Origin of the sequence: Rathayibacter sp. AY1F2 (assembly GCF_002930885.1) — a bacterium.
GTDB lineage: Bacteria > Actinomycetota > Actinomycetes > Actinomycetales > Microbacteriaceae > Rathayibacter.
In genome coordinates this window covers 63,785-89,012 of sequence record NZ_PSVG01000003.1, presented here as the reverse complement: position 1 = coordinate 89,012, position 25,228 = coordinate 63,785, and the positions used below count along the sequence as shown (strand labels likewise).

Sequence of the window (25,228 nt, the reverse complement as noted above, 5' to 3'; positions counted from 1 at the left end):
CGCTCAGGAGTCAGGGCGCGACCTCGAAGAGGCGCGGGCGCAGCGCGGACGTGCGCGGGTCGGCGGCGCAGGCGGCGAGCGCCGCCGCGAGGACGCCGCGGGCCGGGTGCGGCTCTCGGACGTACACATCGACGCCGGCGGGCGTGAACGGAGTCCGGGCGAAGCGGGTGAGCGCCCAGCCCGCCTCCTCGTCGGCGGCCACGAACGACCAGCGGCTGCGGGCGAGGAGGGTCAGCGGCTCGACGCCCCGCCAGCGGAAGCCGGACGGATCGTGCGGGTCGGGGGTGTCGATCCCGACCACGTAGTGCGAGCGCGTCCGGCCGCGCCAGCTGACGACGTCGCCGATCCCGCCGGTCGGGAGCGGCGCGTACGTGATCGCCACCCCCGACCGCGAGCGCCAGAGCGGCAGCGAGGAGCCCCGGACGAACCAGGTGCCGCTCGCGAGCGCCCGGGCGTCGATCATCGGAGAGCGTGCTTGATGTTGGTGCGGGCCAGCGCGACGGCCTCGCCCGCTCCTCCGTTCATCACGATCTTCGAGACCGCCAGCGCGAAGCCCTTCACCTGCGCGCCCGTGATCGTGGGCGGGAGCGAGAGGGCGAGCGGATCCGTCACCACGTCGACGAGGACCGGGCCGCCGTCGGCGAGCGCCGAGCGGAGGGCCTCCTCCACGTCGCGCGGGTCCTCGACGCGGATTCCGCGGATGCCGATCGCCTCCGCCACCTTCGCGTAGTCGACCATCGGCACGTCGACAGCGAAGTCCGGGAAGCCGTCGACCAGCATCTCGACCTTCACCAGCCCGAGCGTGGAGTTGTTGAACACGACGATCGTCACGGGCAGCCGGTAGGCGGCGACCGTGACCAGCTCGCCCATCAGCATCGAGAGCCCGCCGTCGCCGCTCAGCGAGACGACCTGGCGCCCCGGGTGCGAGAGCTGCGCGCCGACCGCCTGCGGCAGCGCGTTCGCCATCGAGCCGTGCATGTACGAGCCGAGCAGGCGCCGCTTCCCGTTGGGGGTGATGTAGCGGGCCTGCCAGACGTTGCCCATGCCGGTGTCGGCGGTGACGATCGCGTCCTCGGAGAGCAGGCCGTCGAGCGTGGACGCGACGAGCTCGGGGTGGATCGGGCTGCGCGTGCCGACCTCGGTGTACTTCCCGACGACTCCGGTGACCAGCTTCTCGTGCTTCTTCAGCGTCTTGTCGAGGAAGCGGTGGTCCTTCCGCTGCACGAGCGGGGTCAGCGCGGTGAGGGTCGCCGCCACGTCGCCGTGGACGGGGTGCGCGACGCTGACGCGGCGACCGAGCTTCGAGGCGTCGCTGTCGACCTGAGCGATCACCACCTTCGAGGCGTCAGGGAGGAACTGCTCGTAGGGGAAGTCGGTGCCGAGGAGGAGGAGCAGGTCGGCGTCGTGCATGCCGGCGTGCGCCGCTCCGTAGCCGAGGAGGCCCGTCATGCCGACGTCGTAGGGGTTGTCGTACTGGATCCACTCCTTGCCGCGCAGGCTGTGCCCGACGGGCGCGCCCACCAGCTCGGCGAAGGCGACGACCTCGTCGTGCGCGTACTGCACTCCGGCGCCCGCGAAGATCGCGACGGTCCGCGCCTGGTCGATCGCGGCCGCGAGGGCGCGGACGTCGGCGTCGGCGGGGACCAGGACGGGCGTCGACGGCAGCACGAACGCGGGGAAGCCGTCCACCGCTTCCAGCTCGGCGATGTCGCCGGGGAGGGTGACCACGGCGACTCCGCGGAGCGCCACCGCGCTGCGCATCGCGGCGTTGACGACCCGCGGGGCCTGGGCGGCGGTCGAGATCAGCTCGCGGTAGTTCGAGCACTCGACGAAGAGCCTGTCCGGGTGCGTCTCCTGGAAGTAGGACGAGCCGATCTCGTTGCTGGGGATGTGGCTCGCGATGGCGAGCACCGGGGCGGAGGAGCGGTGCGCGTCGTAGAGGCCGTTGATCAGGTGCAGGTTGCCGGGGCCGCAGCTGCCGGCGCAGACGGCGAGGCGCCCGGTGAGCTGCGCCTCCGCGCCGGCGGCGAAGGCGGCCGCCTCCTCGTTGCGCACGTGGATCCAGTCGATGCCTCCCTTCTCGGAGCCGCCGCTGCGGCGCACCGCGTCGACGATCGGATTCAGCGAGTCGCCGACGATCCCGTAGATGCGGGAGACGCCGGCGTCGATGAGCTGAGCGATGAGCTGGTCTGCGACCGTCTTCTGAGCCATGACCCCATTCGACCGGACCGGGCTGAGCGTCCGCTACTCCGGAAAGTGGAGATCCGGATCGGGTGCATCCCCCTCGGGACGGATGCCCTGCACCTCTAGCCTGGGAGTCGTCACAGGAACACCTCCGTACCGCTGATCCCGGGAGTCGCCATGAACCGCCGCAGAACCGCCCTCGCCCTGGCCGCCGGCGCGGCCCTCACCCTCGGCCTGACCGGCTGCTCGGGCCTGAACGGCCTGATGGGAGGCGAGACCCGCGACGACGAGACCGGGGAGATCACCGAGGGCGGGACGACCGACGTCTTCCAGCTGCGCGTGGGCGACTGCCTGAACGGCGAGCTCAGCGAGGAGGCGACCGAGGTCACCGACGTGCCGACCGTGCCCTGCACCGACCCGCACGTCTACGAGGTGTTCCAGAACCTGACGATGGCCGACGCCGACGAGTACCCGGGCGAGTCCGTCGCGACGGAGCAGGCCGAGACCGACTGCGTCACGGCGTTCGAGTCGTTCACCGGGATCGGCTACCAGGACTCGGCGTACGACTTCAGCTACTACTACCCGACCGCCGAGAGCTGGGGCACGGGCGACCGCACGATCAACTGCATGATCACCGACCCGAACGGGCCGAGCACGGGCACGCTGGCGGGCGTCGCGGCCTGATCGCGATCCCCGCGCGCGGAGGTGCCGGTCCCGCCGAGCGCTCCGCGCGCGGCCCGGGTCAGTCGCGGTCGCGCGCGGGGAACAGGCGCAGGAGCAGGCCGGAGCCGATCCAGACCACGGCGATCCCCGAGACGAGCCAGGAGGCTCCGAGGCCGGACGCCGCTCCCGCCAGCACGGCGCCGACGGCCGCGGCGGCGGAGCGCAGCCCCGCGCCGATCGTGAACACCTGCGAGCGGACGGCGGCGGGGCTCTCCTGGTCGCGCAGCAGCAGCATCGCCGCGTTCGAGGGGGCCGTGAAGACGCCCGCGACCGCGAAGGCGGCGATCGCCACGACGACGCCCAGGTCGGGGACGGCGATCAGGAGGACGGCGCCGGTCGCGATGTAGGCGGCGCCCATGGTCCACGCCGGCGGACGGCGGGTCCAGCGGCGGGCCGCCACGGCGAGGGCGCCGAGCAGGCCGCCCACGGCGAAGGCGGTCAGGATCCACGCGGCTGCGTCGGTGCTGCCCAGCCGCTCCACCGAGAGGCTGATCGCCGCGACTCCCGCCGCTCCGCCCGCGACCTGGCTGAGCGTGCCCGCCGAGGTGACCACCGCGATCGGACGGTGTCGCACGAGGTGGGTGACGCCCGCGACGATCGTCCGCAGCACGCCGACGGTCGGCGCCGGACGGGCCTCCATCGCCAGGCCGAGCGACCCGACGACGCCGATGAGGGCGAGGACCGCCATGGCGAGCATCGCGGTCCGCGCTCCCCCGACTCCGACCGCGAGGCCCACGATGGCCGGCCCGCTGATCGAGGCGACCGTGTACGAGAGCGAGTCCTGCGCGTAGGCGCGGCGCGGCTCCGGGATGGCGCTCGTGACGAAGCTCGACATGCCGCCCATGTAGACGGGCGTCGCGAGCCCCGCGAGGAGCAGCAGCACCACGATGAGCGGCGTCGGCACCTCGCCGAGGAAGGCGGCGACCGCGAAGGCGACGGCGGTCGTGAGCGCGGCGCCGACCAGGAGCCGGCGGGGGCGGCGGACCCGGTCGAGCACCGTGCCGACCAGCGGCGCGGCGATCACGGCGGGGAAGAGCGCCGCTCCGGTCAGGGCACCGCCGAGCGCGACGTCGCCGAGACGCTCGACGGCGAGGACGGGGAGGGCGACGACCATGCCGGCGCTGGCCAGGCGGAGGGGGATCGACGCGGCCTGGTAGCTGACCGCGCTCATGCGGGACCGGGGATCGACATCACCTCCGATGGTGCCACGGCTGCGGGGCGGGGTCGTTCGGAGAGGCAGGCCACCGGCGTCCGAGCGGCCTGCGGCGGCGCGCCCTAGGCGATCGGCGTCCGCGCCGCGAGCTCGGCCGCCGCCGCGACGCCCAGGCGCCAGGGCGCGCCGTGGCCGGGGAGGAGGGTCCGCGCCCCGGTCCCGGCGAGGACCCGCAGCGAGTCGAGGGACAGCGCCGTGTCGGCGGTGGCGGCGCGCGCGACCAGGTGCGGGCCGGTGCGCGCGGAGTAGGGGTCGAGCGTGACCAGGGCGTCTCCGCCGATCACCGCGTCGCGCTCGGAAAGGTGCAGCGAGACGTGCCCGTCGGTGTGCCCCGGAGTCGCGAGCACGCGGGGCGACCCGGGCACGTCGAGCACCTCTCCGGCGGTCAGCGGCAGCGTCCCGTGCACGGGCGGCACCGCGAGCGCCCCGGCACGGGCCATCGCGCCGAGCACCGGGATCGCGGAGGGGTGCAGCAGCGGGTACACCAACGGGGTGCGCTGGCGGCGGTAGGAGTAGGGCTGCGCGGCGAGCGGCTCGTCGGCCGCGTGCAGGTGCACGGGGACGCCCCGCCGGACGAGGCTGCGGGCGACGCCGAGGTGGTCGAAGTGCGCGTGGGTCAGCACGAGGGCGTCGATGTCGCCGAGCGAGCGGCCGAGCACCTCCAGCGCACGGATCAGGTGCGGCCACGTCCTCGGGAGTCCGGCGTCGACGACGGTCAGCCGGCCGGCCTCCTCGATCAGGTAGAGGTTCGTCCAGGCGTGCTCGAGCCGGTGCACTCCGGGCGCGACGTCCCGGTGCAGGCTCGCGCCGCCCCCTCGCCGCTGCTGCCGGCCCTGCTGCTCGCGCTGCTGCTGCTCCATCGTGCTCCCGCCCCTCCGGGCCCGCGCCCGATCGCGACGACGCTACGAGCGTCTGCGACGGATCGGACAGGGCGTTGACGGCGGGGGTCCGCGTCGTGCAGGGCTCAGCGGCGCCGCCCGCGGAGGGCGAGCTGCACCGCCGCGAGCAGGAGGAGGACCGCGAAGAGGATCCCGGACACGCGCGCCGGCAGGAGGAAGGAGAGCGCCACTCCGGCGAAGGAGAACGCCGTCGCGGTGAGCCCGACCACGAGGCCCGCGCGCACGTCGAGCAGGCCGCGCCGGGCGTTCGCGATCGAGCCGGTGACCGCCGTGGGGATCATCGCGGCCAGCGAGGTGCCCTTGGCCAGGAGGTCCGCGAGCCCGAAGGCGCCGACCAGGACCGGCACGGCGATCGCTCCGCCGCCGATGCCGAAGAGGCCGGAAGCGACGCCCATCCCGATGCCGAGCCCCGCGAATCCGGGCCACACGCCCCAGCCCTCGGCGACGTCGCCGGTGTCGTTCGAGCCGAACACGGCCATCCGCACCGCCGCGGCCACGAGCAGCGCCACGAACATCCAGCGCAGCACGCCGAGGGGCAGCCGCGCGAGCAGCCAGGATCCGGCCACCGCCCCGAGCATCGCCGCAGCCGCGATCACCGCCGCCGGGACCCAGGCGACCTGACCGGCGAGGGCGTAGCCGAACGCTCCGGCGACCGAGGTCGGAGCGATCGCGAGCAGCGAGGTGGCGGAGGCGCGGCGCTGGTCCATCCCGGCCCACGCGATCAGCATCGGCACCATCACGATCCCGCCGCCGACGCCGAACGCGCCCGACAGGGTCCCGCCGACCGCGCCGATCAGGGCCAGGACGAGCAGGGCGCGCGGCCGCATGCGCTCGGCCGTCCGATCGGGGAGGGGCGCCTGCGGGGCGGTCGCGTCGGTCACGGCTCCATGCCACCACAGCACCGGGCCGAGGGCGAATCGACGGGCGTCGACCGCGTTCCTGAGAGGACCGGACCGGCCCGGCCCGCCTCTCTGGCAGTTGCCTGGGCGGGCCGGATCCGACCGTGACGTTCGGCGTCGACGGAGCGTCCTACCTGCATACCCCGCCTGATCGAGCGATCGGGCCCCGAGCGAAAGAGGAGACCATGGCCGAGACCACCGCGACCACCACCCGTCAGACCAGCACCGGATCCGGACGCACCGTGATCGAGGACGGCGTCATCGCCAAGGTCGCCGGCATCGCCGCGCGCGAGGTCCCGGGCGTCCACGCCCTCGGCGGAGGAGCGGCCCGAGCGATCGGCGCCATCCGCAGCGCGATCGGCAACGACGACCGCGGCCAGGGCGTCAAGGTCGAGGTCGGCGAGCGCCAGGTCGCCGCCGACATCACCATCGTCGCCGAGTACCCCGCGCCGCTGCAGAAGGTCGCCGAGGACGTGCGCTCCGCCGTCGCCGACGCCATCCAGCACATCGCCGGCATGGAGGTCGCCGAGATCAACGTGACCGTCCAGGACGTCCACATCCCCGAGGACGACACCCAGGAGTCCGACCCGCGCGTCGTCTGACCCGTTCCCCCCGCACCGACGCCCCGGGCCGAACGGCACCGGGGCGTCGGCGTGTCGGCGACCCTGCGTCGACCCCCGGGGCGTCCCCCGCGCCCCTCCCCGACCGGAAACCGACCCCGCACCCCGATGTGGGGCCCCCGCCCCCGAACCCCTGACCCGAACAGGAGCGATGACATGGAGAAGTCCTGCGTCCGCCCCCTCGACCTGGACGACGCCGTCGCCCTCGTCGGCATCCTCGCCGCCCTCCAGGCCCTCCTCGACAGCGGCGGCCTCCCCGCTGAGGAGGTCGAGGCCCTGCGCCACGGCCTCGAGCAGGGCGGCGCCCTCCTCCCCGGAAGCGACGAGAACGAGATCGCGACGGCTCTTGGTGGGCTGAACGCCCGCCTGCGTGGGACCATCGGGTGATCGCGCCGCGCTCGACGTTCCCGTAGCCTTCATCCGCGCTCGTGTCGACCCCGGAGACGCGCTCCCCCGCGCACGGGTAGCGTCCGGTCCGGTCCCGCACTCCCACGGGGTCGCTGAACCCCGAGAGCCGGAGGAGATCCGATCGTGAACGGTGACCACTTCGTCCTCTCGACCGCGACGCCGTGGGACGACCGCACCGAGATCATCGGCGTGTACGCCTCCGAGGCGTGGGCCCGCGAGGCGGCGGCCGCATGGCTCGGCTCGCCGGACCGCGAGGCGTTCCCCCGGTGCGTCATCGAGGGCTGGAGCGGCGCGCACCTCCTCGGCCGCGAGGTCGTCGAGGCCCTCGGCTTCGACGACGAGGGCGGCGACGAGTCGCTGGGCGGCCCCCGCAGCCTCTGACCTGGCGGGCTAGCCGCCCCAGTGCGACGGGCGCTCGAAATGCGACGGCAGCGTGGTCGCCGCATCCCCTCGGGCGCTGTTCACCTGCGCCTGGGTGAGGTAGACCGCCTCGGCGAGCCGCGCACCGGACACGTCCGCATCACGAAGGTCCACCCCGAGCAGGTCGCACCGCTGCAGATCCGCACCCCGCAGGTCCGCAGCCAGGAGGAGCGCGCCCCGCAGATCCGCTCCCCGCAGGTCCGCGTTCCGGAGCGGTGCGCCCGCCAGATCGGCACCCGGAGCGAGCCGACGGCCCTTCGACCGGCGGGCAGCCGGCGCCGCTCCTGCGCGAGCGGCCGCGCTCGCCGCGATCAGGAGCGGCCGGGATGCTCCGTACTCCGCGTCGACGTCGACCGCGACCACCTGCTCCGGCTCACCGAGGGTGTGCGCGTGCACCGCGTCGAACCGCTCGCGCAGCTCGTCGAGGAGCGGCGCGGCGACGCCGGGCAGCGCCAGTGCGGAGTCGAGGTACCAGAGCAGCTCGTGCAGGCGGCGCATCAGCGGGAACACCGCGAACATCCGCTCGCGCACGGCCGGTTCGGACCGCCAGGAGACGCCGCCGAACGTGTGCTGCGAGACCTTCTGGCCGGCGCCGAAGCAGTCGAAGACGGTGCAGCCGACGAAGCCCTGCGGCCGGAGCCGGCGGTGGATCGTGCATGCGTCCTCGCCGTCGAGGTTGACGCACGGGTCTCCGGCGCGCTTGTCGAACGGGAAGTCGGCGGAGCGGGCGAAGGCGAGAGCGACGCAGCACAGGCCGAAGCAGTTCGCACAGTCGGCGCCGAGGTCCTCGCGGCGGCCGAGCTCGACCCTGGTGCGTGACGTCATCCGTCCGAGCCTACGCTCGGCGGCGCCTCCGGATCAGTGCGCGAGCGCGAGCACGCCGACGACCAGCACGCCGAGGCCCACGATCCCGAGCAGCGAGAAGATGCTCTCCTTCCTGGAGAGGCCCGCGCGCACGACGGCGATGAGGGCGATCCCCGCGAGCGTGGCGACGTAGACGCCCGCGCCGATCCGCAGCGCGACCGTCGCGTCGATCCAGCCCAGCGCCGCGGCGCCGAGCGCGAGGACCGGCAGCGACGCCGAGGCGAGCGCCCCGCCCGCGATCCGCAGCATGGTGTGCGTCTCGGAGCGCGAGGGCGCCGAAGCGTGCACGACCTGGTGCGCGATCACCTCGGCGACGAAGCCCGCGGCCGAGATCCCGATGATCGAGATCACGAGGCTCTGGAGCGCGTGGACCGCGTCGGGGTGGTCGCCGACCAGGTAGATCGTCACCACGGCCAGGCCCGTGAAGGTCGCGTAGACGCGCTCCTTGAGGGCGCGGGCGATCTCGTCGAGGGGGCGGCGGGTCCGCTCCGCCCACCGGCCGGCGCGGCCCGGGCGCAGGCGCACCGGCGTCATCCGGTCGGCGGGTGCGGTGCGGCCCTCGTCGGCCGCTCCGTCAGTAGGAGGCTGAGTCGACACGTGCCGCGGAGGAGTCGCCCGAGTGCCGCGCCGCGAGGTCGCCGAGGATGGTCGCGGAGCCGCTGGTGCCGAAGCGGGTGACGCCGAGGCCGCGGTAGGCGAGGAGCGTGTCGAGGTCGCGGACGCCGCCGGACGCCTTCACCTGAACGGCCTCCGAGACGGCGCCGCGCATGAGGCGGAGGTCGTGCTCGTTCGCGCCTCCGCCCGCGAAGCCGGTGGCGGTCTTCACGAAGTCCGCGCCGGCACGCTCGGCCGCCCGGCTGCCCTCGACGACGTGCTCGTCGTCGAGGAGGCTCGTCTCGAGGATGACCTTGACGACGTGGCCCTCGGCGGCCTCGACCACGGCGCGGACGTCGTCCTCGACGTCCTGGAGCAGGCCGCTGCGGAGGCGGCCGATGTTGACGACCATGTCGAGCTCGGACGCGCCGTCGGCGAGCGCCTGACGCGACTCCGCGACCTTCGCCGCGGTCGAGGTGGTGCCGTGGGGGAAGCCGATGACGGTGCCGACCAGGACGCCGGAGCCCTCGAGCCGAGCGACCGAGTGGGCGATGTCGGAGGGGCGGACGCAGACGCTGAACACGCCGGACGCGCGCGCCTCGTCGAGCTGGGCGTCGACCTCGGCGCGGGTGAGCTCGGGCTTCAGGATCGCGTGGTCGATGAGCGCCGCGATCTCGGCGACGGTGGGCAGGCTGGAGTCGGTCATCCGCACATTTTACGTCCGCCGGCGGGACGACGAAGGCCCGCGATCCTTCGATCACGGGCCTTCGGTCGTTCACGCCGCTAGCGGCGCTCGGTCACCAGCTGGACTTGGTGATGCCGGGCAGCTCGCCGCGGTGCGCCATGTCACGGAAGCGGACACGCGAGATGCCGAACTTCGTGAGGTTGCCGCGGGGGCGGCCGTCGACGGCGTCGCGCGAGCGGACGCGGACGGGCGAGGCGTTGCGGGGGAGCTTCTGGAGGCCGACGCGGGCGGCCTCACGGGTCTCGTCGGTCCCGGCCGGGTCGACCAGAGCCTTCTTCAGCTCGAGGCGCTTGGCGGCGTAGCGGTCGACGATCACCTTGCGCTGCTCGTTGCGGGCGATCTTGCTCTTCTTGGCCATACTTAGCGCTCCTCGCGGAAGTCGACGTGCTTGCGCACTACGGGGTCGTACTTCTTGAGCACGAGACGGTCGGGGTCGTTGCGGCGGTTCTTCTTGGTCACGTAGGTGTAACCGGTGCCGGCCGTCGAACGGAGCTTGATGATCGGACGGACGTCCTGCTGCTTGGCCATTAGATCTTCACCCCGCGAGCGAGAACATCCTTGACGACGGACTCGATGCCACGGGCGTCGATGACCTTGATGCCCTTGGCCGAGAGGGTCAGGGTGACGTTACGGCGAAGCGACGGCACGTAGTACGTCTTCTTCTGCACGTTCGGGTCGAAGCGGCGCTTAGTGCGCCGGTGCGAGTGCGAGATGGCGTGCCCGAAGCCGGGGACGGCTCCGGTCACCTGGCAGACTGCTGCCATGGTTTCCTCCATGTGTGGTTACCGTGGATCACGCGCGGCACGAAGCCCCGCCCGACCCACCCAAGGTCACTTGTCGGCGCACCGCCCGCCTGTCCGGCCGGAGCCGGAGCTCCTGCCCGGTGGGCAGCACGCAAGCGCGTGCAGATGCACGCAACCTCGCTAGGCTACGCGACCCGGGCGGCGGCCGCAACAGGGTGGGGACACTCCCCCGACAGGGTGGGGACACTGCCCCGACAGGGTGGGGACACTGCCCCGACAGGGTGGGGACACTGCCCCGACAGGGTGGGGACACTGCCCCGACAGGGTGGGGACACAGCCCCGACAGGGTGGGGACGCTGCCCGGACGTGCACGGGGACTTCCTGGGAGGTTCCGGCAGAAGTGGCCTCCCGTACCCCCCGAGCAGGGCGTTCGTGTATCTTGCGCCTTCCTCGCGGGTCGACGAACGCCCTACTCTGAGCCGACCGCGGGCGCCCGCTCCCGGCAGCAGCCGGGAGTAGCAGCACATGCGCCAGTCCTTCCTCCGTTCCCTCGTCGCCGCGGCCGTGCTCGTAGCGGGCGCAGGACTCAGCGTCGTGGCCGCGCCGACCGCGTCGGCGGCGCCGGTCTTCAGCACCGCGTGCTTCACCTCCCCGAAGGTCTCGACGGTGTCGCAGTACACCGTTCCCGCGACCGGGGTCTCGACGGTCCGCGCCGTCCTCAGCGGCCAGAACGGCGGGAAGGGTGCGAGCGGCCTCGGGACGGGCAACGCCGGCGGACGCGGCTCCAGCCTCGTCGTGGAGGTGCCCGTCACACCCGGGCAGGTGCTGGAGATCGGGCGCCTCGCCGGCGCCCCGGCCGGAGCGGCAGGCGCCACGCGCTACGTGAACGGCGGCGTCTACGGGGGCGACTCCGGCGGCGCGGGCGGCGACGCCCAGTACCTCAGCACGGCCGGCTCGGACGGCTGTCAGCACGCCCTCGCCGTGGCGGCGGGCGGCGGAGGCGGCGGCGGGCGGTCCTCGGTCGGCGGCGACGCCGACGCCGGCAGCGGCGCGAGGGGCGGCGGGAACGGCGGCAGGAACAACGCGGCCGACGGCGGCGGCGGCGGCGCGGCCGGGCAGAGCTCGGGCGGCTCGCCCGGCGCCCGCGGCTACAGCACGTTCGGCGAGTGCGCCGACGGCAACAACGGCCAGTGGGGCGTGTTCCTCAACGACGGCAAGGGCGCCGACGCCGGCGCCTCCCGCGGCGGCGGCGGCAACTGCTCGTTCCCCGGCCACAGCGGCGGCGGCGGCGGGGCCGGCTGGTGGTACGGCGGCGGCGGCGGATCGCCCTACGTGTTCGGCAGCATGAACGACACCCTCGGCGTCATGAACGACCCCGGCGCCGGCGGCGGCGGCTCGAGCTACGTGCACCCGAGCGTGACGAGGATCTCGCAGACGGCCGGCCCGACGGCGGCCGACCCCGTGGTCGCTCCGGTGTACGACACCGCCGTGACCGTGACGCGGACCCCCGACTTCTCGATGCTCGGGCAGGAGGTCACCGTCACCGCGAAGGTGACCATCCCGAGCCTGGGCCGGCCGGTGGCCGCCGGCGGCACCGTCGAGATCCTCACCGGTGCAGGTACCAGCAGGGTGACCCTCGACGCGGACGGCGTCGGCGTTCTGACCACGAGGGACATCCCGCAGGGCTGGAACGAGATCCGCGCGCACTACCCCGACACCATCACCCCCGCCGAGGCGGGACGAGGGAGCTGGTCGGCGCTCCCCGCTCTGCGCCACGAGGTGCGCGCGTGCGCCGCGGCACCCGTCATCACCCGGCAGCCCTCGGACATCGCGGGCGTCACCAACCAGATCTACACGCTGACGATGGGCGTGAGCGTCTCGGCCGTCTACGGCGGCATCCCCGCCGTGTCCTGGGAGAGGTCCACGGACGGCGGCGCCACGTGGAAGCCCGCGCTCGGCCGGGCGGGCGCCCGGGAGGACGGGACCGCGTTCCTCGAGGCCGGCCCCGATCCCACCGGCTCCTACCGCTACCGGGCGACCCTGACCACCTGCGGCGGCAGCGTCCGCAGCGACCCGGCCACCGTGGCGGTGGGCGGCGTGCGCTTCGACCTGTCGACGCTCCCGCAGAAGGCGTACGGCGACTCCTTCGACGCGAGCCCCTACGCGCAGGCCGTCGATGTGCCCGGCCGCTCGATCGTCCTGAGCAGCAGGACCGCCGAGACCTGCTCCGTCAGCGGCATGAGGGTGACCGTGCTCCACGCCGGCGTCTGCACGCTCGCGGCGAGGCTCGACGCGCTCGCTCCTCTGGGCTGGGCGGGCGAGCCCCTGCAGAGCTTCACGGCGAAGCCGAAGGCGCTCACGGTGACCGCCCCGACGGTCGACTACCCGCGAGGCGCGCCGTCCCCCGACCTGCGTTGCACGGCCGCCTTCGTCGGCACCGACACCTTCGGCGCCCCGCTCACGGCCGGCGTCTACCGGCCGATCGTCACGGCGGGCGACGTCATCTACCGCTTGATCCCGAACTGGCCCACCTCCACCTTCACCACCTTCACCACGCGGTGCAGCGGCGCGAAGGTCAGCAGCGACTACACGATCGCGGGGTACAAGGACGGCGCGCTGCGCATCGTCGCGGCCGTCCCGATGGTGACCGCCTCCTCGCCCTCGTCGACCTACGGATCCACTCCCCCCGCGATCACCGCCTCCGTGACCGGCTCCCCCTCGGGGACGGTCTCCTGCGGCGCCTTCGCGGCGTCCGACACCGGATTCACGACGCCGCTGGCGCTCTCCGCGACGACCCCCGTCGGCCGCTACCCCACGCGCTGCTCCGGCCTGACGAACCCCTCGGGACAGCTGATCACCATCGACGGCGCGCTCACGATCTCGCCGGCGCCCCTCTCTGTGACCGCGTCGAGCCCCGGGACGCAGGCGCACGGCACCGCGACCGCCCCGACGGTCACCTGCACGGCCGACGGCTTCGCAGGAACCGACCGGTTCGTCACCGAGCCGACCGGCGCCTACTACACGGCGGACGGCACCGGGAAGGTGACGATCGGAGCGCGCACGCCCGTCGGCGACTACGTCACGCGGTGCGACGGAGGCGACGCGGGGCCGAACTACACCCTCCGGTCGATCCCCGGCACCTTCGCGCTGGCCGACCGCTCGGCCCCCGTCGTGACCGTGCCCGCCGCCGTCACGGCCGAGCCGGCCGACGTCTCCGGCGCCGTCGTCACCTTCGCGTCCTCCGCGCAGGACGCGGTCGACGGAGCCGTGGGCTCGACCTGCACGCCCGCCTCGGGAAGCGTCTTCCCGATCGGGGACACGACGGTCGACTGCACCGCGGACGACGAGGCCGGCAACACCGGCACGTCCTCGTTCCGGATCACGGTCCGGAAGTTCTCGCAGACGGTCGCCTTCACCTCCTCGCGGCCGACCGCGCCGACGGCGCTGGGCACCTTCACTCCGACGGCCACCGGCGGCGGCTCCGGGAGCCCCGTCTCGATCGGAGCGACCGGATCCTGCGCGATCGCCGACGGCGTCGTGACCTTCACCCGGAGCGGCACCTGCACCGTGACCGCGGATCAGGCCGGCGACGACCACTACACCGCGGGGCGCGCCTCCTTCGATCTCGAGGTCGCGAAGGCGTCGCAGACGCTGACGGTCGCGGTGCCGAGGACCGGCGTCCTGGAGTCGACCGGCGTCGCCACGGCGACCTCGAGCTCGGGACTGCCGGTGCTCGTCAGGACCTTCTTCGGCTGCACCGTCGCCCCCGACGCGACGGGTGCGCAGATCCTGACCTACACCGAGCCCTCGACCTGCGGCGTGCAGTTCGACCAGCCGGGCGACGACGTGTACGCGGCCGCCGACGGCCTGGTGCGCTTCGTCCCGATCTCGCGGATCCCCCAGACGGTCGTCGTCACCTCGACTCCGCCCGACCGGGTGTTCACCGACGACCGGTACACGGTCGAGGCGACCGGCGGCGGCTCGGGCAACCCGCTCGTGATCGCGGTGATCGAGAACGGCAACTGCACCATCGCGGACGACGTGGTGACGTTCTTCGGCGACGGCACCTGCACGGTGACGATCGACCAGGCCGCGGACGATCGACACGACGCCGCTCCGCAGGTCCGGCAGGTCATCACGGTCGGGACTCCCGAGGGGAACCTCTCCTTCGGGAGCACCGCGCCCCCGCACGCGATGTCGCTCGAGACGTACCGGCCGACGATCGTGCCCGGCCCGTCGAAGGGCGTGCCCGTGCTCTCCGCGAGCCGAGACTGCTCGATCCTCCCGGACGGAGTGACCGTGCGGAACGACGGGGCCGGGCTCTGCGTGCTGTCCCTCGACCAGCCCGGAGACGGCTACTGGCCCGCGCGGCACGCCGAGCAGGAGTACTCGATCTACTTCCTCCCGCAGACGGTCCGGATCACGAGCGCGCCTCCGGTCGGCGCCGTCCTCGGGGACACGTACCGCCCCGTGATCGAGGGCGGCGCCTCGGGCATCGCTCCGTTCCTCCTCACCACCGCGTCGTGCTCGGCGAAGGACGGCGTGGTCACCTTCACCACGAAGGGCGTCTGCGGCGTCTTCGCCTACCAGAACGGCAACCGGCAGTACGACAGCGCCCGGCCCGCCGTGCAGGAGGTGGAGGTCGGCTACGCGCCCGGCTCCGTGGCGTTCACGACCGCCGTCCCGACCGACGCGGAGGTCGGCGGATCCTTCACTCCCGCCTTCACGCGCGGACCGTCCTCCGGCCCCTCGGTGCTCAGCGTCTCGGGCGCCTGCTCCGACGGCGAGAACGGCGCCGTCCGGTTCGACTCCGCGGGCACCTGCACGCTGACGGCGATCCACTACCGCGACGCCACCTACGGCACCGCGCGGGCGGTCCAGACCTTCGAGGTCACCGCGATCGCGCAGACCGTCGCCTTCACCTCGACCGCGCCGTCGACGGCCGCGTCCGGCGACACGCTCACTCCGACCGCGACGGGCGGCGCCTCCGGGCTCCCCGTGACGATCGGAGCGACCGGCGCCTGCACGCTCGCCGACGGCGTCGTCACCTTCGCCGGCAGCGGCACCTGCACCGTCACGGCGGACCAGGCGGGAGACGGGCGCTACGCGGCGGCGGCGCAGGCCTCGCAGACCGTCGCGGTCACGCAGCTCGCGGGGACCGTCGCGTTCGGCGGCGATGCTCCGGCCGCGGCCCGGGTCGGGGGCTCCTCGACGGCCGCGGTCGTCGCCGGCCCCTCCAGTGCTCCCCCGGTGCTGACGGCCTCCGGCGCCTGCTCCGTCGGGCCCTTCCGACTGGTCTCCTACGACTCCGCCGGCACCTGCACGCTGACGCTGGACCAGGCGGGCGACTCCCGCCACAGCGCAGCGCCGACGGCGGTGCGCAGCTTCGAGATCACCCGGACCGCGCAGACCGTGGCCTTCACCTCGCAGGCGCCGGACTCGGCGCTCGCGGGCGGCACCTACCGTCCGACCGCGACCGGAGGAGCCTCCGGGCGGCCCGTGGTGCTCGGAGCCTCCGGGTCCTGCACGCTCACCAACGGGGTCGTCGCCTTCACCGGATCGGGCACCTGCACGGTGACCGCCGACCAGACGGGCGACACCCGGTACGACGCGGCGGAGCGGGCCTCGCAGGTGATCGCGGTCGGACTGCTCGCGGGCACCGTCTCCTTCGGCGGCAGCGCGCCGACCGGCGCGACGGTCGGCGGGACGACCACCCCGCGGATCGTCGCCGGACCGTCCACGGCGCGTCCGGTGCTGACCGCCTCCGGAGCATGCTCGGCGGCCGCGGGAGTGGTGTCCTACGACTCCGTCGGCACCTGCACGCTGACGCTCGACCAGGCGGGCGACTCGCGGTACGGCGCCGCTCCGCAGTCCGTCCGCACCTTCGCGATCGGCGCCCTCGGCCAGACGCTGGCGTTCGCCTCGCCGGTCCCCGACGCGGCGGTCGCGGGGGGCTCCTACACGCCCGTCGTGACGGCCGGCGCGTCGAGCGCCCCCGTGGTGCTCGGAGCGGCCGGGTCCTGCACGGTCGCGGACGGCGTCGTGACCTTCACCCGCTCCGGCACCTGCACGGTGACCGCGGACCAGGCCGGGGACGAGCGCCACTCGGCGGCTCCGCGGATCACGCAGTCGGTGGAGGTCGGCACGGCGGCGGGAGCGGTGTCGTTCCGCGACGCCGCTCCGACGGACGCCCGGATCGGCGGCTCCTGGACCCCGTCGATCGTCCGCGGCCCGTCGAGCGCCGACCCGGTGCTGGACGCCTCCGACTCCTGCTCGCTGGGAGAGGACGGCACGGTGTCCTACGACTCCGTCGGCACCTGCACGCTGACGCTGGACCAGGCCGGCGACGACGCTCACGCGCCCGCGGAGCAAGTCGTCCGGACGTTCCCGATCGGCAAGGCGCTGCAGACGGTCGCCTTCACCTCCGCGGCTCCGAGCACGGCGACCGCGGGCGGCCGCTACACGCCGACCGCGGCGGGCGGCTCCTCCGGTCTGCCGGTCACGATCGGCGCCACGGGCGCGTGCTCGCTCGCGAGCGGCGTCGTGACCTTCAGCGGATCCGGCACCTGCACCGTCACCGCGGATCAGGCCGGCGACGCCTCGCACGACGCGGCTCCCCGGGCGACCCAGTCGATCGCGGTCACCGCGGTCGTCCCGCAGAAGAAGAAGGCGCAGAAGGTCGCCTTCTCGACCGCGATGCCGTCCTCGCCCGAGAAGGGGATCGCCTACCCGGTCGCGGCCACCGCCTCCTCCGGTCTGCCCGTGAAGCTGTACGCGAGCGGCAGCTGCACGCTGACCGCCACCGGCGCGGGCACGGCGACGGTGCGGCTGACGGGCGCGGCGAGCTGCACCGTCCGGGCCACGCAGGCGGGCGACTCCGCGTGGCTCGCCGCGACCTCGGTGACGCAGTCGCTGCAGGTGAAGTCCTCCACCCGCGCCGACCTGACGCTGACGCTGGCGCCGGCGCCGGGACTGGCGGCGACGGCCCCGCTCTCGGGCACGATCACCGTCCGGAACACCGGCACCCGGGACGCGGCGACGACGACCACCCGAGTCGTCGTCAGCGGAACGGTGGCGAGTGCGCCCGGCGCCGTGCAGACGAAGGGCTCGGCCGCGGGCACGACGGTCCTCACCTGGACCGCGCCGAGCGTCTCGGCCGGGCGGAGCACCACCTACTCGGTGACGCTCGTCGACCGGCCGGCCGCCACGACGATCGACGCCAGGGTGTCGACCGCCGCCGCCGATCCCACGCCGGCGAACAACGCGGTCAGGCGCACCTTCCGGTAGAGGCTGCGGGGAGGGAGGGGTGTCGCGCCGCGTTGCCCGCTCCCTCCCCGACCGCTACGGTCGCGGGGACGCTCCGGGGGACGGGGCTCGCGAGGGGGGCCCGTGGACCGGTTGAGGCGACGCGCGCTGCTGCTGGGGATCGCCTCCTCGGCGGTCGCGCTGACGGGGTGCACGCCCGCCCGGCCCGCTCCCGCGGCGCTCCCGCCGAGCACGGCGCCGGCGGCGGTGCTGCCGTCCGCCGCTCCGACGGCCGTCCCGACCCCTCCCCGCCCCGTGCCGACCATGACCGCCGCGGCGACTCCGGTGCGGCGGAAGGCGCCGCTGCCCTCCGGCACGATCTCGGAGCTGCCCGGCGAGGGGAGCACGCTCGCCTGGACCGTCGACGACGGCGCCGACTCCGACGTGGTCGCCGCCTACGCGCAGTTCGCCCGCGACACCGGCACCCGGCTGACCTTCTTCCTCAACGGGAAGTACGACTCGTGGACCGCGAACGCGCCGCTGCTGGCTCCGCTCGTCGCCTCGGGGCAGGTGCAGCTCGCGAACCACACCTGGTCGCACGCCGACCTGACGAGCCTCTCGAGCGACGGCGTGCAGGAGGAGCTGGGCCGCAACGGCGACTTCATCCGCTCGACCTACGGGGTGGAGGCGGCGCCCTTCTACCGGCCGCCGTTCGGCTACACGGACGAGCGGAGCCGGGCCGCCGCGGCGGCGATCGGCTACACGGCGACGGTGCTCTGGTACGGCTCGCTCTCGGACTCGGGGCGGATCACGCCGGAGCAGGTGGTCGGCTTCGCGGACCAGTGGTTCCTGCCGCAGCACATCGTGATCGGGCACGCCAACTTCGATCCGGTGACGCAGGTCTACGCGCGGCTCGTCGACATCCTCCGCGAGCGCTCGCTCGAGACGGTGACCCTCCGCGACGTGTTCGCGGTCTGAGCGCCTCCCCGGCGGCGCAGGTCAGCGCGCGGGTCAGCGGAGCGCGGCGCGCGCGGCGGCGGAGACGGCCGCGGCGACCGCGTCGAGGGCGGGCGTGTGCAGGGCCCACTGCTGCCAGTAGAGGGGGACGTCGACGGGGTCGCCGCCCAGCTCGACGAGGCCCTCGCCGCCGACCGGGGCCTGCAGCTCGGGCAGCATCCCCCACCCCATGCCCAGGCGCACGGCCCGCTCGAAGTCGGTCGATCCGGGGACGCGGTGCTGCGGCGGTCTGCCGTCGACGCCGGCGGCCCGGAGGAAGTCGTCCTGCAGGCGGTCCTTCTCGTCGAAGACGACCAGCGGAGCGCTCGCGAGGCCGGCCGTGCCGCCGTCCGGGAACCAGCGCTCGGCGAACGCAGGCGAGGCCATGGCGCGGTACCGCATCACTCCGAGGGGCGCGACGGTGCAGCCGAGCACCGCCTCCGACTCTCCGGTGACGGCCGCCAGCACGGTGCCGTCGCGGAGGAACGCGGTGGTGTGCGCCTGGTCCTCGCGGTGCAGCTCCACCACGACGTCGGGGACGGAGGCGAGCGCGGGCAGCACCCAGGTGGCCAGGGAGTCGGCGTTGACGGCGAGCGGGAGGACGACGGGGCCCGCCCCCGCCGCGTCCTCGCCGCCGAGCGAGCGGACGGCGTCGTCGGCGAGGAGCTCGATCTGACGGGCGAGGCGGAGGAGCCCGGCACCGGCCTCGGTCGCGACGACGGGGCGCGAGCGCACCAGCAGGACGCGGCCGGCGGCGGTCTCGAGCGCCTTGATCCGCTGGCTGAGGGCGGAGGGGGTGATGTGCAGGGCCCGGGCGGCGGCGTCGAAGGAGCCGTACCGGACGGAGGCGGCGAGCGCGCGCAGGCGGGAGAGGTCGAGGTCGTCTGTCAGCATCAGTGCTGCTTACGGTACTGAAGGAGCATGAGCTGGTCTACAGGAGCGCCCCGCCCTAGCGTCGGAGCGTGTCCCCCCTCCTCGCCGCCCTCTCCGGCCTCGGCTTCGGCCTCTCGCTCATCATCGCGATCGGCGCGCAGAACGCCTTCGTGCTCCGCCAGGGCCTCCGCCGCGAGCACGTGCCCGCCGTCGTCGCGATTTGCGCGCTCTGCGATGCCGCGCTGATCGTGCTCGGGATCGCGGGGATCGGAGCGGTCCTGGAGTCGGCGCCGTGGCTGCTGGTGGTGATCCGCTGGGGCGGCATCGCCTTCCTCCTCGCCTACGCGGTGATGGCGGCGAGGCGCGCACTGCGGCCGGGGACCCTCGACGGCGATCCGGCCGGCGCCTCGACGTCGCTCCGCACGGCGATCGGCACGTGCCTGGCGCTCACGCTGCTGAACCCGCACGTCTACCTCGACACGGTCGTGCTGCTCGGGTCGGTGGCGAACACGCACGGCGACGAGCGCTGGTGGTTCGGGGCGGGGGCGGCGGCCGGGAGCGTGCTGTGGTTCACCGCTCTCGGCTTCGGGGCGCGGGCGCTGCGGCCGCTGTTCCGGAGCCGCGGGGCCTGGCGGATCCTCGACGCGGCCGTGGCGGTCGTGATGGTGGTGCTGGCGGTGTCGCTCGCGCTGCACTGAGGGCCTGGTGGTGCACTGCTTGTTCTACTAACATTGTGAACATGTTGTTCCGGGTCGACCACTCCGCGGCGGGCTCGCTCGCCGACCAGCTGGAGTCGCAGGTGCGCTCGGCCGTCGCCCGGGGCGAGCTCTCGGCGGGCGACCGCCTGCCGCCCGCCCGCGAGCTCGCCGACTCGCTCGGCATCAACATGCACACCGTGCTGCGCGCGTACGCCGCCCTGCGCGACGACGGGATCCTCCAGATGCGCCGGGGCCGCGGCGCGTGGATCACGGAGTCGGCCGGGCCCGGGCTCGTGCGCGTGACCGCCCTGGTCGACGAGCTGCTCGCGGAGGCCCGCCGCAGCGGCATCACCCCGGCGGAGCTCGTCCGCCTGATCGAGAGGACCGGATCATGACCGCCACCGCCGACCGCCGCCGCGAGCTCCTCGCCGCCGCGTCCCTCCTGCTCCCCGCCGCCGGAGTGCTCGTCTCGCGCCTCGTCCTGGACGACGCGCTGCCCGCGGAGCTCGCCTCGCACTGGTCGGGCACCGGGGCGGCCGATGCGACCGCGTCGACGGGCGCTCTGCTCGCGATCGCCCTCGTGCTCTCCGGGCTCCCGGCCGTCGCGGGCGTCGTGGCGGCGGTCGTCGGGCGCGCCCCGCGGCTCCTGCTGGCGACCCTCGGCCTCGTGGCCGGGCTGGGCGCCTCCGCCTGGGCGACCTCGGTCGGCACGACGCTCGCGGCCGGGCGCGCCGAGGGGGCGGAGCTCGGCGGGTGGCTGCTCGCGCTGCTCGGAGGGATGCTCTTCGCCGTCGTGCCCGCGCTGATCGCTCCGGGCACCCGGCGCGCCTCCCGCCTGGCCGCCGGCCGCCTGCCGCTGGCGGCGGAGGAGACCGGCGCCTGGTCGCAGACGCTGACGGGCCCGGTGTTCGCCGTCGCCGCGATCGCCACGGCGGCGGGCGCGGCCCTCTCCCTCGCGACGCTCGCCGCGGCGGGCGCCACCGGTCCGGCGATCGCGATGGCCGTCGTCCTCGGCGTCGTCGCGCTGGTGCTCCTCTCCTTCTCCCGCCTGAGGGTGACCGCCGACCGCCGCGGCCTCCGCGTCGTCACGACCGCCCTCGGCATCCCGCTGCGCCGCATCCCGCTCGACACCATCGCCTCGGCCGGCACGGCCCAGCTGCGGCCGTCGGAGTGGGGCGGCTGGGGGTACCGGGTGATGCCGGGCCGCTCGGCGGTCATCCTGCACGCCGGGCCGGGGCTGGTGGTGACGACGGACCGCTCGCGCGAGTTCGCGATCAGCCTCGACGACCCCGAGACCCCCGCGGCGCTGCTCGAGACCCTGCGCTCGCGGGCCTGAGGCGCCGACCCGTCAGTCGACCACGATCCGGACGAGCGTCGTGACGGCATCCACCGCGTTCACGTAGGAGTAGTGCCGCGAGGTCGGGAAGGCGAGGTGCCGTCCGGGCTCCAGCCGCACGGGCTCCTCGCCCTCCCGCTCCAGGAGGAGCGCGCCGGCGGTGACGAGCAGGATCTCGTGCCACCCCTCGGGGTCGGGCTGCGCGTCGTAGCGGTCCCCCGGACCGAGCGTCCAGGTCCAGAGCTGGGCCTCCCGGCGCGCGGGGACGGAGGAGAGCAGGACGGCGACGCTCGCCTCGCCCGCTCCCCGCCAGGCGACCTGGTCGATCGCCGCGGGCGCGGATCCCGGGGCCGAGACGAGTGCAGTGAACGTGGTGCCGAGGGCGGTCGCGAGGCGGTCGACTCCGGTCAGCGAGATGTTGGCCTCGCCGGCCTCGGCCGCGACGATCGTCCGCCGGCTGATACCCGAGCGCGCCGCCAGCGCGGACTGGCTCAGCCCGGCTCCGCGCCGCGCGAGGCGGAGGTTGCCGCCCAGGTGGGCGAGGACGGGAGCCGACATGCGCACTATTCTGCACCGACAGGCCCCTGTTGCTCCTAGGATGTGCAGAATGATGCACATCTCGCCGCTCCGGGGCCTCCGCTTCACCCGTCCGGAGTGGGCGCTCATCGGCATCACCGCGATCTGGGGCGGGACCTTCCTCGCCGTGCACATCGCGATGGAGCACAGTGGTCCGCTGTTCTTCGTCGGGATGCGGTTCGCGATCGCGGGACTGATCAGCGCGGTCGTGTTCCACCGGTCGCTCCGGGGGATGCGGCGGATCGATCTCGCGGCCGGCGTCGTGATCGGGGTGATGATCTTCGCGGGCTACGGCCTGCAGAGCTACGGGCTGCAGACGATCACGAGCAGCACCTCCGCGTTCCTCACCGCGCTGTACGTGCCGCTGGTGCCGCTGCTCCAGTGGGTCGTGTTCCGTCGCCGTCCGGGCGTGCTGACGCTGGTGGGCGTCGCGCTGGCGTTCGTCGGACTGCTCCTGATCGCGGGCCCGCAGCCGGGCGTCGCGCTCGGAGCGGGCGAGGTGGCGACGATCGTGAGCACGCTGCCGATCGCGGCGGAGATCATCCTGATCGGCCTCGTCGCCGGACGCGTGGACCTCGGCCGGGTGACCGTGGTGCAGCTGCTGGTCGCCGGCGCGCTCGGGTTCGCCTCGATGCCCGTCGCAGGCGAGGCGGTCCCGGCGTTCTCGTGGGCCTGGCTGATCCCCGCGCTCGCGCTCGGGGCGAGCAGCTGCCTGATCCAGCTGACGATGAACTGGGCTCAGCGCTCGGTCTCGCCGTCGCGCGCCACGATCATCTACTCCGCCGAGCCCGTCTGGGCCGGTCTGATCGGCCGCCTCGCCGGCGACCGGCTCCCCGCGCTCGCCCTGCTCGGGGCGGGGTTCATCGTCGCGGGCACGCTCGTCAGCGAGCTGAAGCCGCGCCGCGAGCCTGCGCCGCCGGCTCTCAGGTGACGGCGGGGAGGGCGGCGGAGGCGACGAGCGCGCCGCCGGCGTCGGTGATCTCGACGGCGGCGACGGACTCGCGCAGGACGGCCGCGTTCATCTCGCAGTCGAGCTCCGCGGAGCTGCCGAGGAAGGAGCCGGACGGGAGCCGCTCACCGGAGCCGGTGACCAGCACGAGGTCGTAGCTCTCGCCGAGCGCGAAGCCGGTCCCGCGGAGGATCGTCTCGGTGCCCCAGGTGTGCGCCACGAGCGAGCCGTCGAGCGTCACGCCCTCCGTCCGCTCATCGAAGGCGATCGCCTCGACGGCGCCGAGCGTCCCGGGCGGTCCCGCGACGGGGCGCTCCTCGGCGGACCGCAGGGCCGCTCCGGCGACGCCGCCCACGACGAGGAGCGCGGCCGCCGCGGCGACGGCCAGGACGGCACGAAGACGCGAGGCACGGCGGCGCGGGGCCCGGCGGCGCGAGGCACGCAGACTCTCCCCGCGCTCGGGCCGCTCCCCGGCGAGCGCCGCGACGCGCGACCGCAGCTCCGGCGACGGCTCCGCCTCCTCCCAGCGGCCCAGTGCGCCGACCCGGTCGACCACCGCACCGAACGACGCGAGCTCGCGGTCGATCGAGGGGTCGGCGGCGCGCAGGCTCTCGAACTCCCGCGCCTCCTCGGCGGAGAGGTCGCCGGCGAGGGCCGCGGCGAGGAGCTCCTCGCGGCGGCCGCCGGGCTCGTCTCCGTCGGGCTGGTCTCGGTCGATCACGATCTCTCCTCGTCGGTGGGTCCGGCGCTCGCGAGGTGACCGCGGAGCGCTCGGAGAGCGTAGAAGGCGCGGCTGCGCAGGGTGGCGACCGGCACGCTCGTGGCGGCCGACAGCTCGGCGTAGGTCTCGCCGTTCAGGTGGACGGCGACGACGACCTGCCGGTGCTCGGCGGAGAGCCGCGCGAGCGCCTCGGCGATCGCGAGCGGCTCGAGGGGGTCGCGGTCCTCCGCGGGCACCTCCTCCAGAATCTCGGCCTCGACCAGGCGCGGCAGGCGCCGGCGCGAGCGGTGCACGTCGATGACGACGTTGCGGGCGATGGCGAAGAGCCAGGTGCGGGTGCTGGCGCGCTCGGCGGAGTAGCTCGCCCGCGAGCGCCAGGCGCGCAGGAACGTCTCCTGCACGCAGTCCTCAGCGAGGCCGCGGTCGCGCAGGGCGTTGAGCGCGAAGCCGAGCAGGGCGGACCCGTGCTCGTCGAAGGCGGCGGCCGGGTCGAACTCCGCCGTCCGGGGCTCGAGGCGCACCACGGGAGCCGGGACCTCCGAGTGCTCGCGCGGCATCGCGGGCCCTTCGTCTCGTCGTGCCGTCGCCGTGCGCGCCACACCGCCTCCTCGTCGGGACCGGTGGTCCGTCGGAAGGGGGTACGGCCGCGGCGGCGGCGGCGTTCATCGGAGGCGAGGACCGTCTCCGTGAAGATCCTCTCAGATGGAGTGAACGCAGCGCCGCTTCCGGCCGTACTCCCTGCATCGGGCCCGCTCGGCGCTCGCGATCGAAAGGCTCCACCATGACGAAGACGTCCCCCGCGCGGAACCGCGCCGGCCGCCGCCTGCTCTCCCTCGGCGGCATCACCGCCGTCGCCGCCGCCTCCTTCTTCGCCGCCGCGCCGGCCCAGGCCGAGACCGAGGTCGCCGAGCCGTCCTCGTTCACCAGCGCCTTCACGGTGATGGCGACGCCCGACCAGGTCGTGAACGCCGATTCCGCCGCGACCCCCGGCCAGCCCGGCGCCACGGGCGAGATGACCTTCCGGGTCAACAGCGACCTCGACGTCATCTGCTACGACATCACCCTCACCGGTGTGACCGGCGACTACCAGAGCCCCGCGAAGACCGCGACGCACATCCACCAGGCGGCGCTGGGCAAGGCGGGCCCGCCGCGCATCGCGTTCCCGAACCCGGCCCCGGTCGGAGACGGCCCCCGCACCAGCAGCGGCTGCCTGCAGGGCCCCTTCACCACGGGCATCCAGGCGAACGGGGCCGACACCGGCGCCGGATTCACGCTGAAGGCCCTCGAGGCCGATCCCGCCGCCTTCGCGGGCGACTCCCACACGGCCTCGTATGCGGCTGGCGTCGTCCGCGGCCAGCTCTCGCAGGTGCCGGTCGGCGGCCTCCAGACCGGTGGCGGCGCGACCGCCGCCGGGAGCGACGCCACGGGCCCGTCCGGTCTCGCCGCGATGGCCGGCCTCGGAGCCGTCGTCGCCCTCGGCGCGGCCGGAGTGGTCGTCGCCCGCCGGCGCACCGCCTCCTGA

26 protein-coding genes are annotated in these 25,228 nt (G+C 74.4%); 11 read left to right on the top strand and 15 right to left on the bottom strand.

Features of this window, described 5'->3' with window-relative positions:
* Positions 1-10: 10 nt before the first annotated feature.
* Positions 11-463 carry a hypothetical protein gene (locus C5C54_RS03645; protein WP_104225142.1) on the bottom strand — a complete coding sequence of 151 codons (453 nt, stop codon included), beginning with the start codon at positions 461-463 and terminating at the stop codon, positions 11-13.
* Entirely contained in the window at positions 460-2,211 is a 1,752-nt protein-coding gene (locus C5C54_RS03640) for a pyruvate dehydrogenase (protein WP_104287823.1), read from the bottom strand. Before C5C54_RS03640 ends, C5C54_RS03645 begins: the two co-directional genes overlap by 4 nt.
* Positions 2,212-2,361: 150 nt before the next feature.
* On the opposite strand from C5C54_RS03640, the gene C5C54_RS03635 reads away from it, so the two are divergent.
* Positions 2,362-2,868, top strand: a complete 507-nt coding sequence (locus C5C54_RS03635; RefSeq protein WP_104261346.1) for a septum formation family protein — start codon at positions 2,362-2,364, stop codon at positions 2,866-2,868.
* Positions 2,869-2,926: 58 nt separating this feature from the next.
* Here C5C54_RS03635 and C5C54_RS03630 read toward each other — a convergent pair whose 3' ends face one another.
* The 3 genes from C5C54_RS03630 to C5C54_RS03620 all read right to left on the bottom strand — a co-directional run bounded on the left by C5C54_RS03630 (position 2,927) and on the right by C5C54_RS03620 (position 5,900).
* Positions 2,927-4,078, bottom strand: a complete 1,152-nt coding sequence (locus C5C54_RS03630) for an MFS transporter (protein ID WP_104262790.1) — start codon at positions 4,076-4,078, stop codon at positions 2,927-2,929.
* Positions 4,079-4,182: 104 nt separating this feature from the next.
* Positions 4,183-4,980, bottom strand: a complete 798-nt coding sequence (locus C5C54_RS03625; protein WP_104262791.1) for an MBL fold metallo-hydrolase — start codon at positions 4,978-4,980, stop codon at positions 4,183-4,185.
* Between the two features lie 104 nt (positions 4,981-5,084).
* On the bottom strand, positions 5,085-5,900 hold the full coding sequence (locus tag C5C54_RS03620; protein ID WP_104262792.1) for a sulfite exporter TauE/SafE family protein: 816 nt from the start codon (positions 5,898-5,900) through the stop codon (positions 5,085-5,087).
* A gap of 203 nt (positions 5,901-6,103) precedes the next feature.
* On the opposite strand from C5C54_RS03620, the gene C5C54_RS03615 reads away from it, so the two are divergent.
* From C5C54_RS03615 to C5C54_RS03605, 3 genes are all read left to right on the top strand, one after another.
* The gene (locus C5C54_RS03615) at positions 6,104-6,520 is read left to right on the top strand and encodes an Asp23/Gls24 family envelope stress response protein (protein WP_104225148.1); all 417 of its coding nucleotides are present in this window, start codon (positions 6,104-6,106) and stop codon (positions 6,518-6,520) included.
* A 174-nt stretch (positions 6,521-6,694) separates the two neighbouring features.
* Positions 6,695-6,925: a hypothetical protein gene (locus C5C54_RS03610; RefSeq protein ID WP_104234552.1), complete on the top strand. Its 231-nt coding sequence runs from the start codon at positions 6,695-6,697 to the stop codon at positions 6,923-6,925.
* 144 nt (positions 6,926-7,069) lie between these two features.
* Complete coding sequence (locus tag C5C54_RS03605; protein WP_104238985.1) at positions 7,070-7,327, top strand: hypothetical protein; 258 nt, start codon at positions 7,070-7,072, stop codon at positions 7,325-7,327.
* A 9-nt stretch (positions 7,328-7,336) separates the two neighbouring features.
* Here the strand turns inward: C5C54_RS03605 and C5C54_RS03600 are convergent, their stop codons facing one another.
* The 6 genes from C5C54_RS03600 to rpmB all read right to left on the bottom strand — a co-directional run bounded on the left by C5C54_RS03600 (position 7,337) and on the right by rpmB (position 10,333).
* A complete protein-coding gene (locus C5C54_RS03600; protein WP_104263550.1) occupies positions 7,337-8,191 on the bottom strand; it encodes a pentapeptide repeat-containing protein in 855 nt (284 codons plus the stop codon).
* A gap of 33 nt (positions 8,192-8,224) precedes the next feature.
* A complete protein-coding gene (locus C5C54_RS03595; RefSeq protein WP_146078782.1) occupies positions 8,225-8,827 on the bottom strand; it encodes a hypothetical protein in 603 nt (200 codons plus the stop codon).
* On the bottom strand, positions 8,805-9,530 hold the full coding sequence (gene deoC / locus C5C54_RS03590) for a deoxyribose-phosphate aldolase (protein ID WP_181127846.1): 726 nt from the start codon (positions 9,528-9,530) through the stop codon (positions 8,805-8,807). The genes C5C54_RS03595 and deoC overlap by 23 nt, the downstream gene beginning before the upstream one ends.
* 91 nt (positions 9,531-9,621) lie before the next feature.
* A complete protein-coding gene (gene rpsN, locus C5C54_RS03585; protein WP_104225107.1) occupies positions 9,622-9,927 on the bottom strand; it encodes a 30S ribosomal protein S14 in 306 nt (101 codons plus the stop codon).
* Between the two features lie 2 nt (positions 9,928-9,929).
* A complete protein-coding gene (gene rpmG / locus C5C54_RS03580; RefSeq protein ID WP_027692168.1) occupies positions 9,930-10,097 on the bottom strand; it encodes a 50S ribosomal protein L33 in 168 nt (55 codons plus the stop codon).
* Positions 10,097-10,333, bottom strand: a complete 237-nt coding sequence (gene rpmB / locus C5C54_RS03575; RefSeq protein ID WP_056038148.1) for a 50S ribosomal protein L28 — start codon at positions 10,331-10,333, stop codon at positions 10,097-10,099. Before rpmB ends, rpmG begins: the two co-directional genes overlap by 1 nt.
* Positions 10,334-10,837: 504 nt before the next feature.
* Between rpmB and C5C54_RS03570 the strand changes: the two genes are divergently transcribed.
* Positions 10,838-17,599 carry an HYR domain-containing protein gene (locus tag C5C54_RS03570; protein ID WP_146078781.1) on the top strand — a complete coding sequence of 2,254 codons (6,762 nt, stop codon included), beginning with the start codon at positions 10,838-10,840 and terminating at the stop codon, positions 17,597-17,599.
* A gap of 102 nt (positions 17,600-17,701) precedes the next feature.
* Complete coding sequence (locus tag C5C54_RS03565; RefSeq protein ID WP_219812150.1) at positions 17,702-18,535, top strand: polysaccharide deacetylase family protein; 834 nt, start codon at positions 17,702-17,704, stop codon at positions 18,533-18,535.
* Between the two features lie 33 nt (positions 18,536-18,568).
* Here C5C54_RS03565 and C5C54_RS03560 read toward each other — a convergent pair whose 3' ends face one another.
* Positions 18,569-19,447, bottom strand: coding sequence for a LysR family transcriptional regulator ArgP (locus C5C54_RS03560; RefSeq protein WP_104263547.1), 879 nt, complete (start codon positions 19,445-19,447; stop codon positions 18,569-18,571).
* 68 nt (positions 19,448-19,515) lie between these two features.
* Between C5C54_RS03560 and C5C54_RS03555 the strand changes: the two genes are divergently transcribed.
* From C5C54_RS03555 to C5C54_RS03545, 3 genes are read left to right on the top strand one after another with little or no spacing between them, the layout of a single operon-like run.
* The gene (locus tag C5C54_RS03555; RefSeq protein ID WP_104227345.1) at positions 19,516-20,124 is read left to right on the top strand and encodes a LysE/ArgO family amino acid transporter; all 609 of its coding nucleotides are present in this window, start codon (positions 19,516-19,518) and stop codon (positions 20,122-20,124) included.
* A 41-nt stretch (positions 20,125-20,165) separates the two neighbouring features.
* Positions 20,166-20,519, top strand: coding sequence for a GntR family transcriptional regulator (locus tag C5C54_RS03550; protein WP_104225158.1), 354 nt, complete (start codon positions 20,166-20,168; stop codon positions 20,517-20,519).
* A complete protein-coding gene (locus C5C54_RS03545) occupies positions 20,516-21,460 on the top strand; it encodes a hypothetical protein (protein WP_104263546.1) in 945 nt (314 codons plus the stop codon). Before C5C54_RS03550 ends, C5C54_RS03545 begins: the two co-directional genes overlap by 4 nt.
* A gap of 12 nt (positions 21,461-21,472) precedes the next feature.
* Here C5C54_RS03545 and C5C54_RS03540 read toward each other — a convergent pair whose 3' ends face one another.
* Positions 21,473-22,018 carry a helix-turn-helix domain-containing protein gene (locus C5C54_RS03540; protein ID WP_104227343.1) on the bottom strand — a complete coding sequence of 182 codons (546 nt, stop codon included), beginning with the start codon at positions 22,016-22,018 and terminating at the stop codon, positions 21,473-21,475.
* A 49-nt stretch (positions 22,019-22,067) separates the two neighbouring features.
* Between C5C54_RS03540 and C5C54_RS03535 the strand changes: the two genes are divergently transcribed.
* On the top strand, positions 22,068-22,967 hold the full coding sequence (locus tag C5C54_RS03535; protein WP_258063200.1) for a DMT family transporter: 900 nt from the start codon (positions 22,068-22,070) through the stop codon (positions 22,965-22,967).
* Here the strand turns inward: C5C54_RS03535 and C5C54_RS03530 are convergent.
* Together C5C54_RS03530 and C5C54_RS03525 are read right to left on the bottom strand one after the other, a co-directional pair.
* Positions 22,960-23,706, bottom strand: a complete 747-nt coding sequence (locus tag C5C54_RS03530) for a hypothetical protein (protein WP_104287822.1) — start codon at positions 23,704-23,706, stop codon at positions 22,960-22,962. The genes C5C54_RS03535 and C5C54_RS03530 overlap by 8 nt on opposite strands.
* Entirely contained in the window at positions 23,703-24,263 is a 561-nt protein-coding gene (locus C5C54_RS03525) for a sigma-70 family RNA polymerase sigma factor (RefSeq protein ID WP_104261336.1), read from the bottom strand. The genes C5C54_RS03530 and C5C54_RS03525 overlap by 4 nt, the downstream gene beginning before the upstream one ends.
* Before the next feature lie 224 nt (positions 24,264-24,487).
* Here C5C54_RS03525 and C5C54_RS03520 point away from each other — a divergent pair, with 224 nt between their 5' ends.
* Positions 24,488-25,228 carry a CHRD domain-containing protein gene (locus C5C54_RS03520; protein ID WP_104287821.1) on the top strand — a complete coding sequence of 247 codons (741 nt, stop codon included), beginning with the start codon at positions 24,488-24,490 and terminating at the stop codon, positions 25,226-25,228.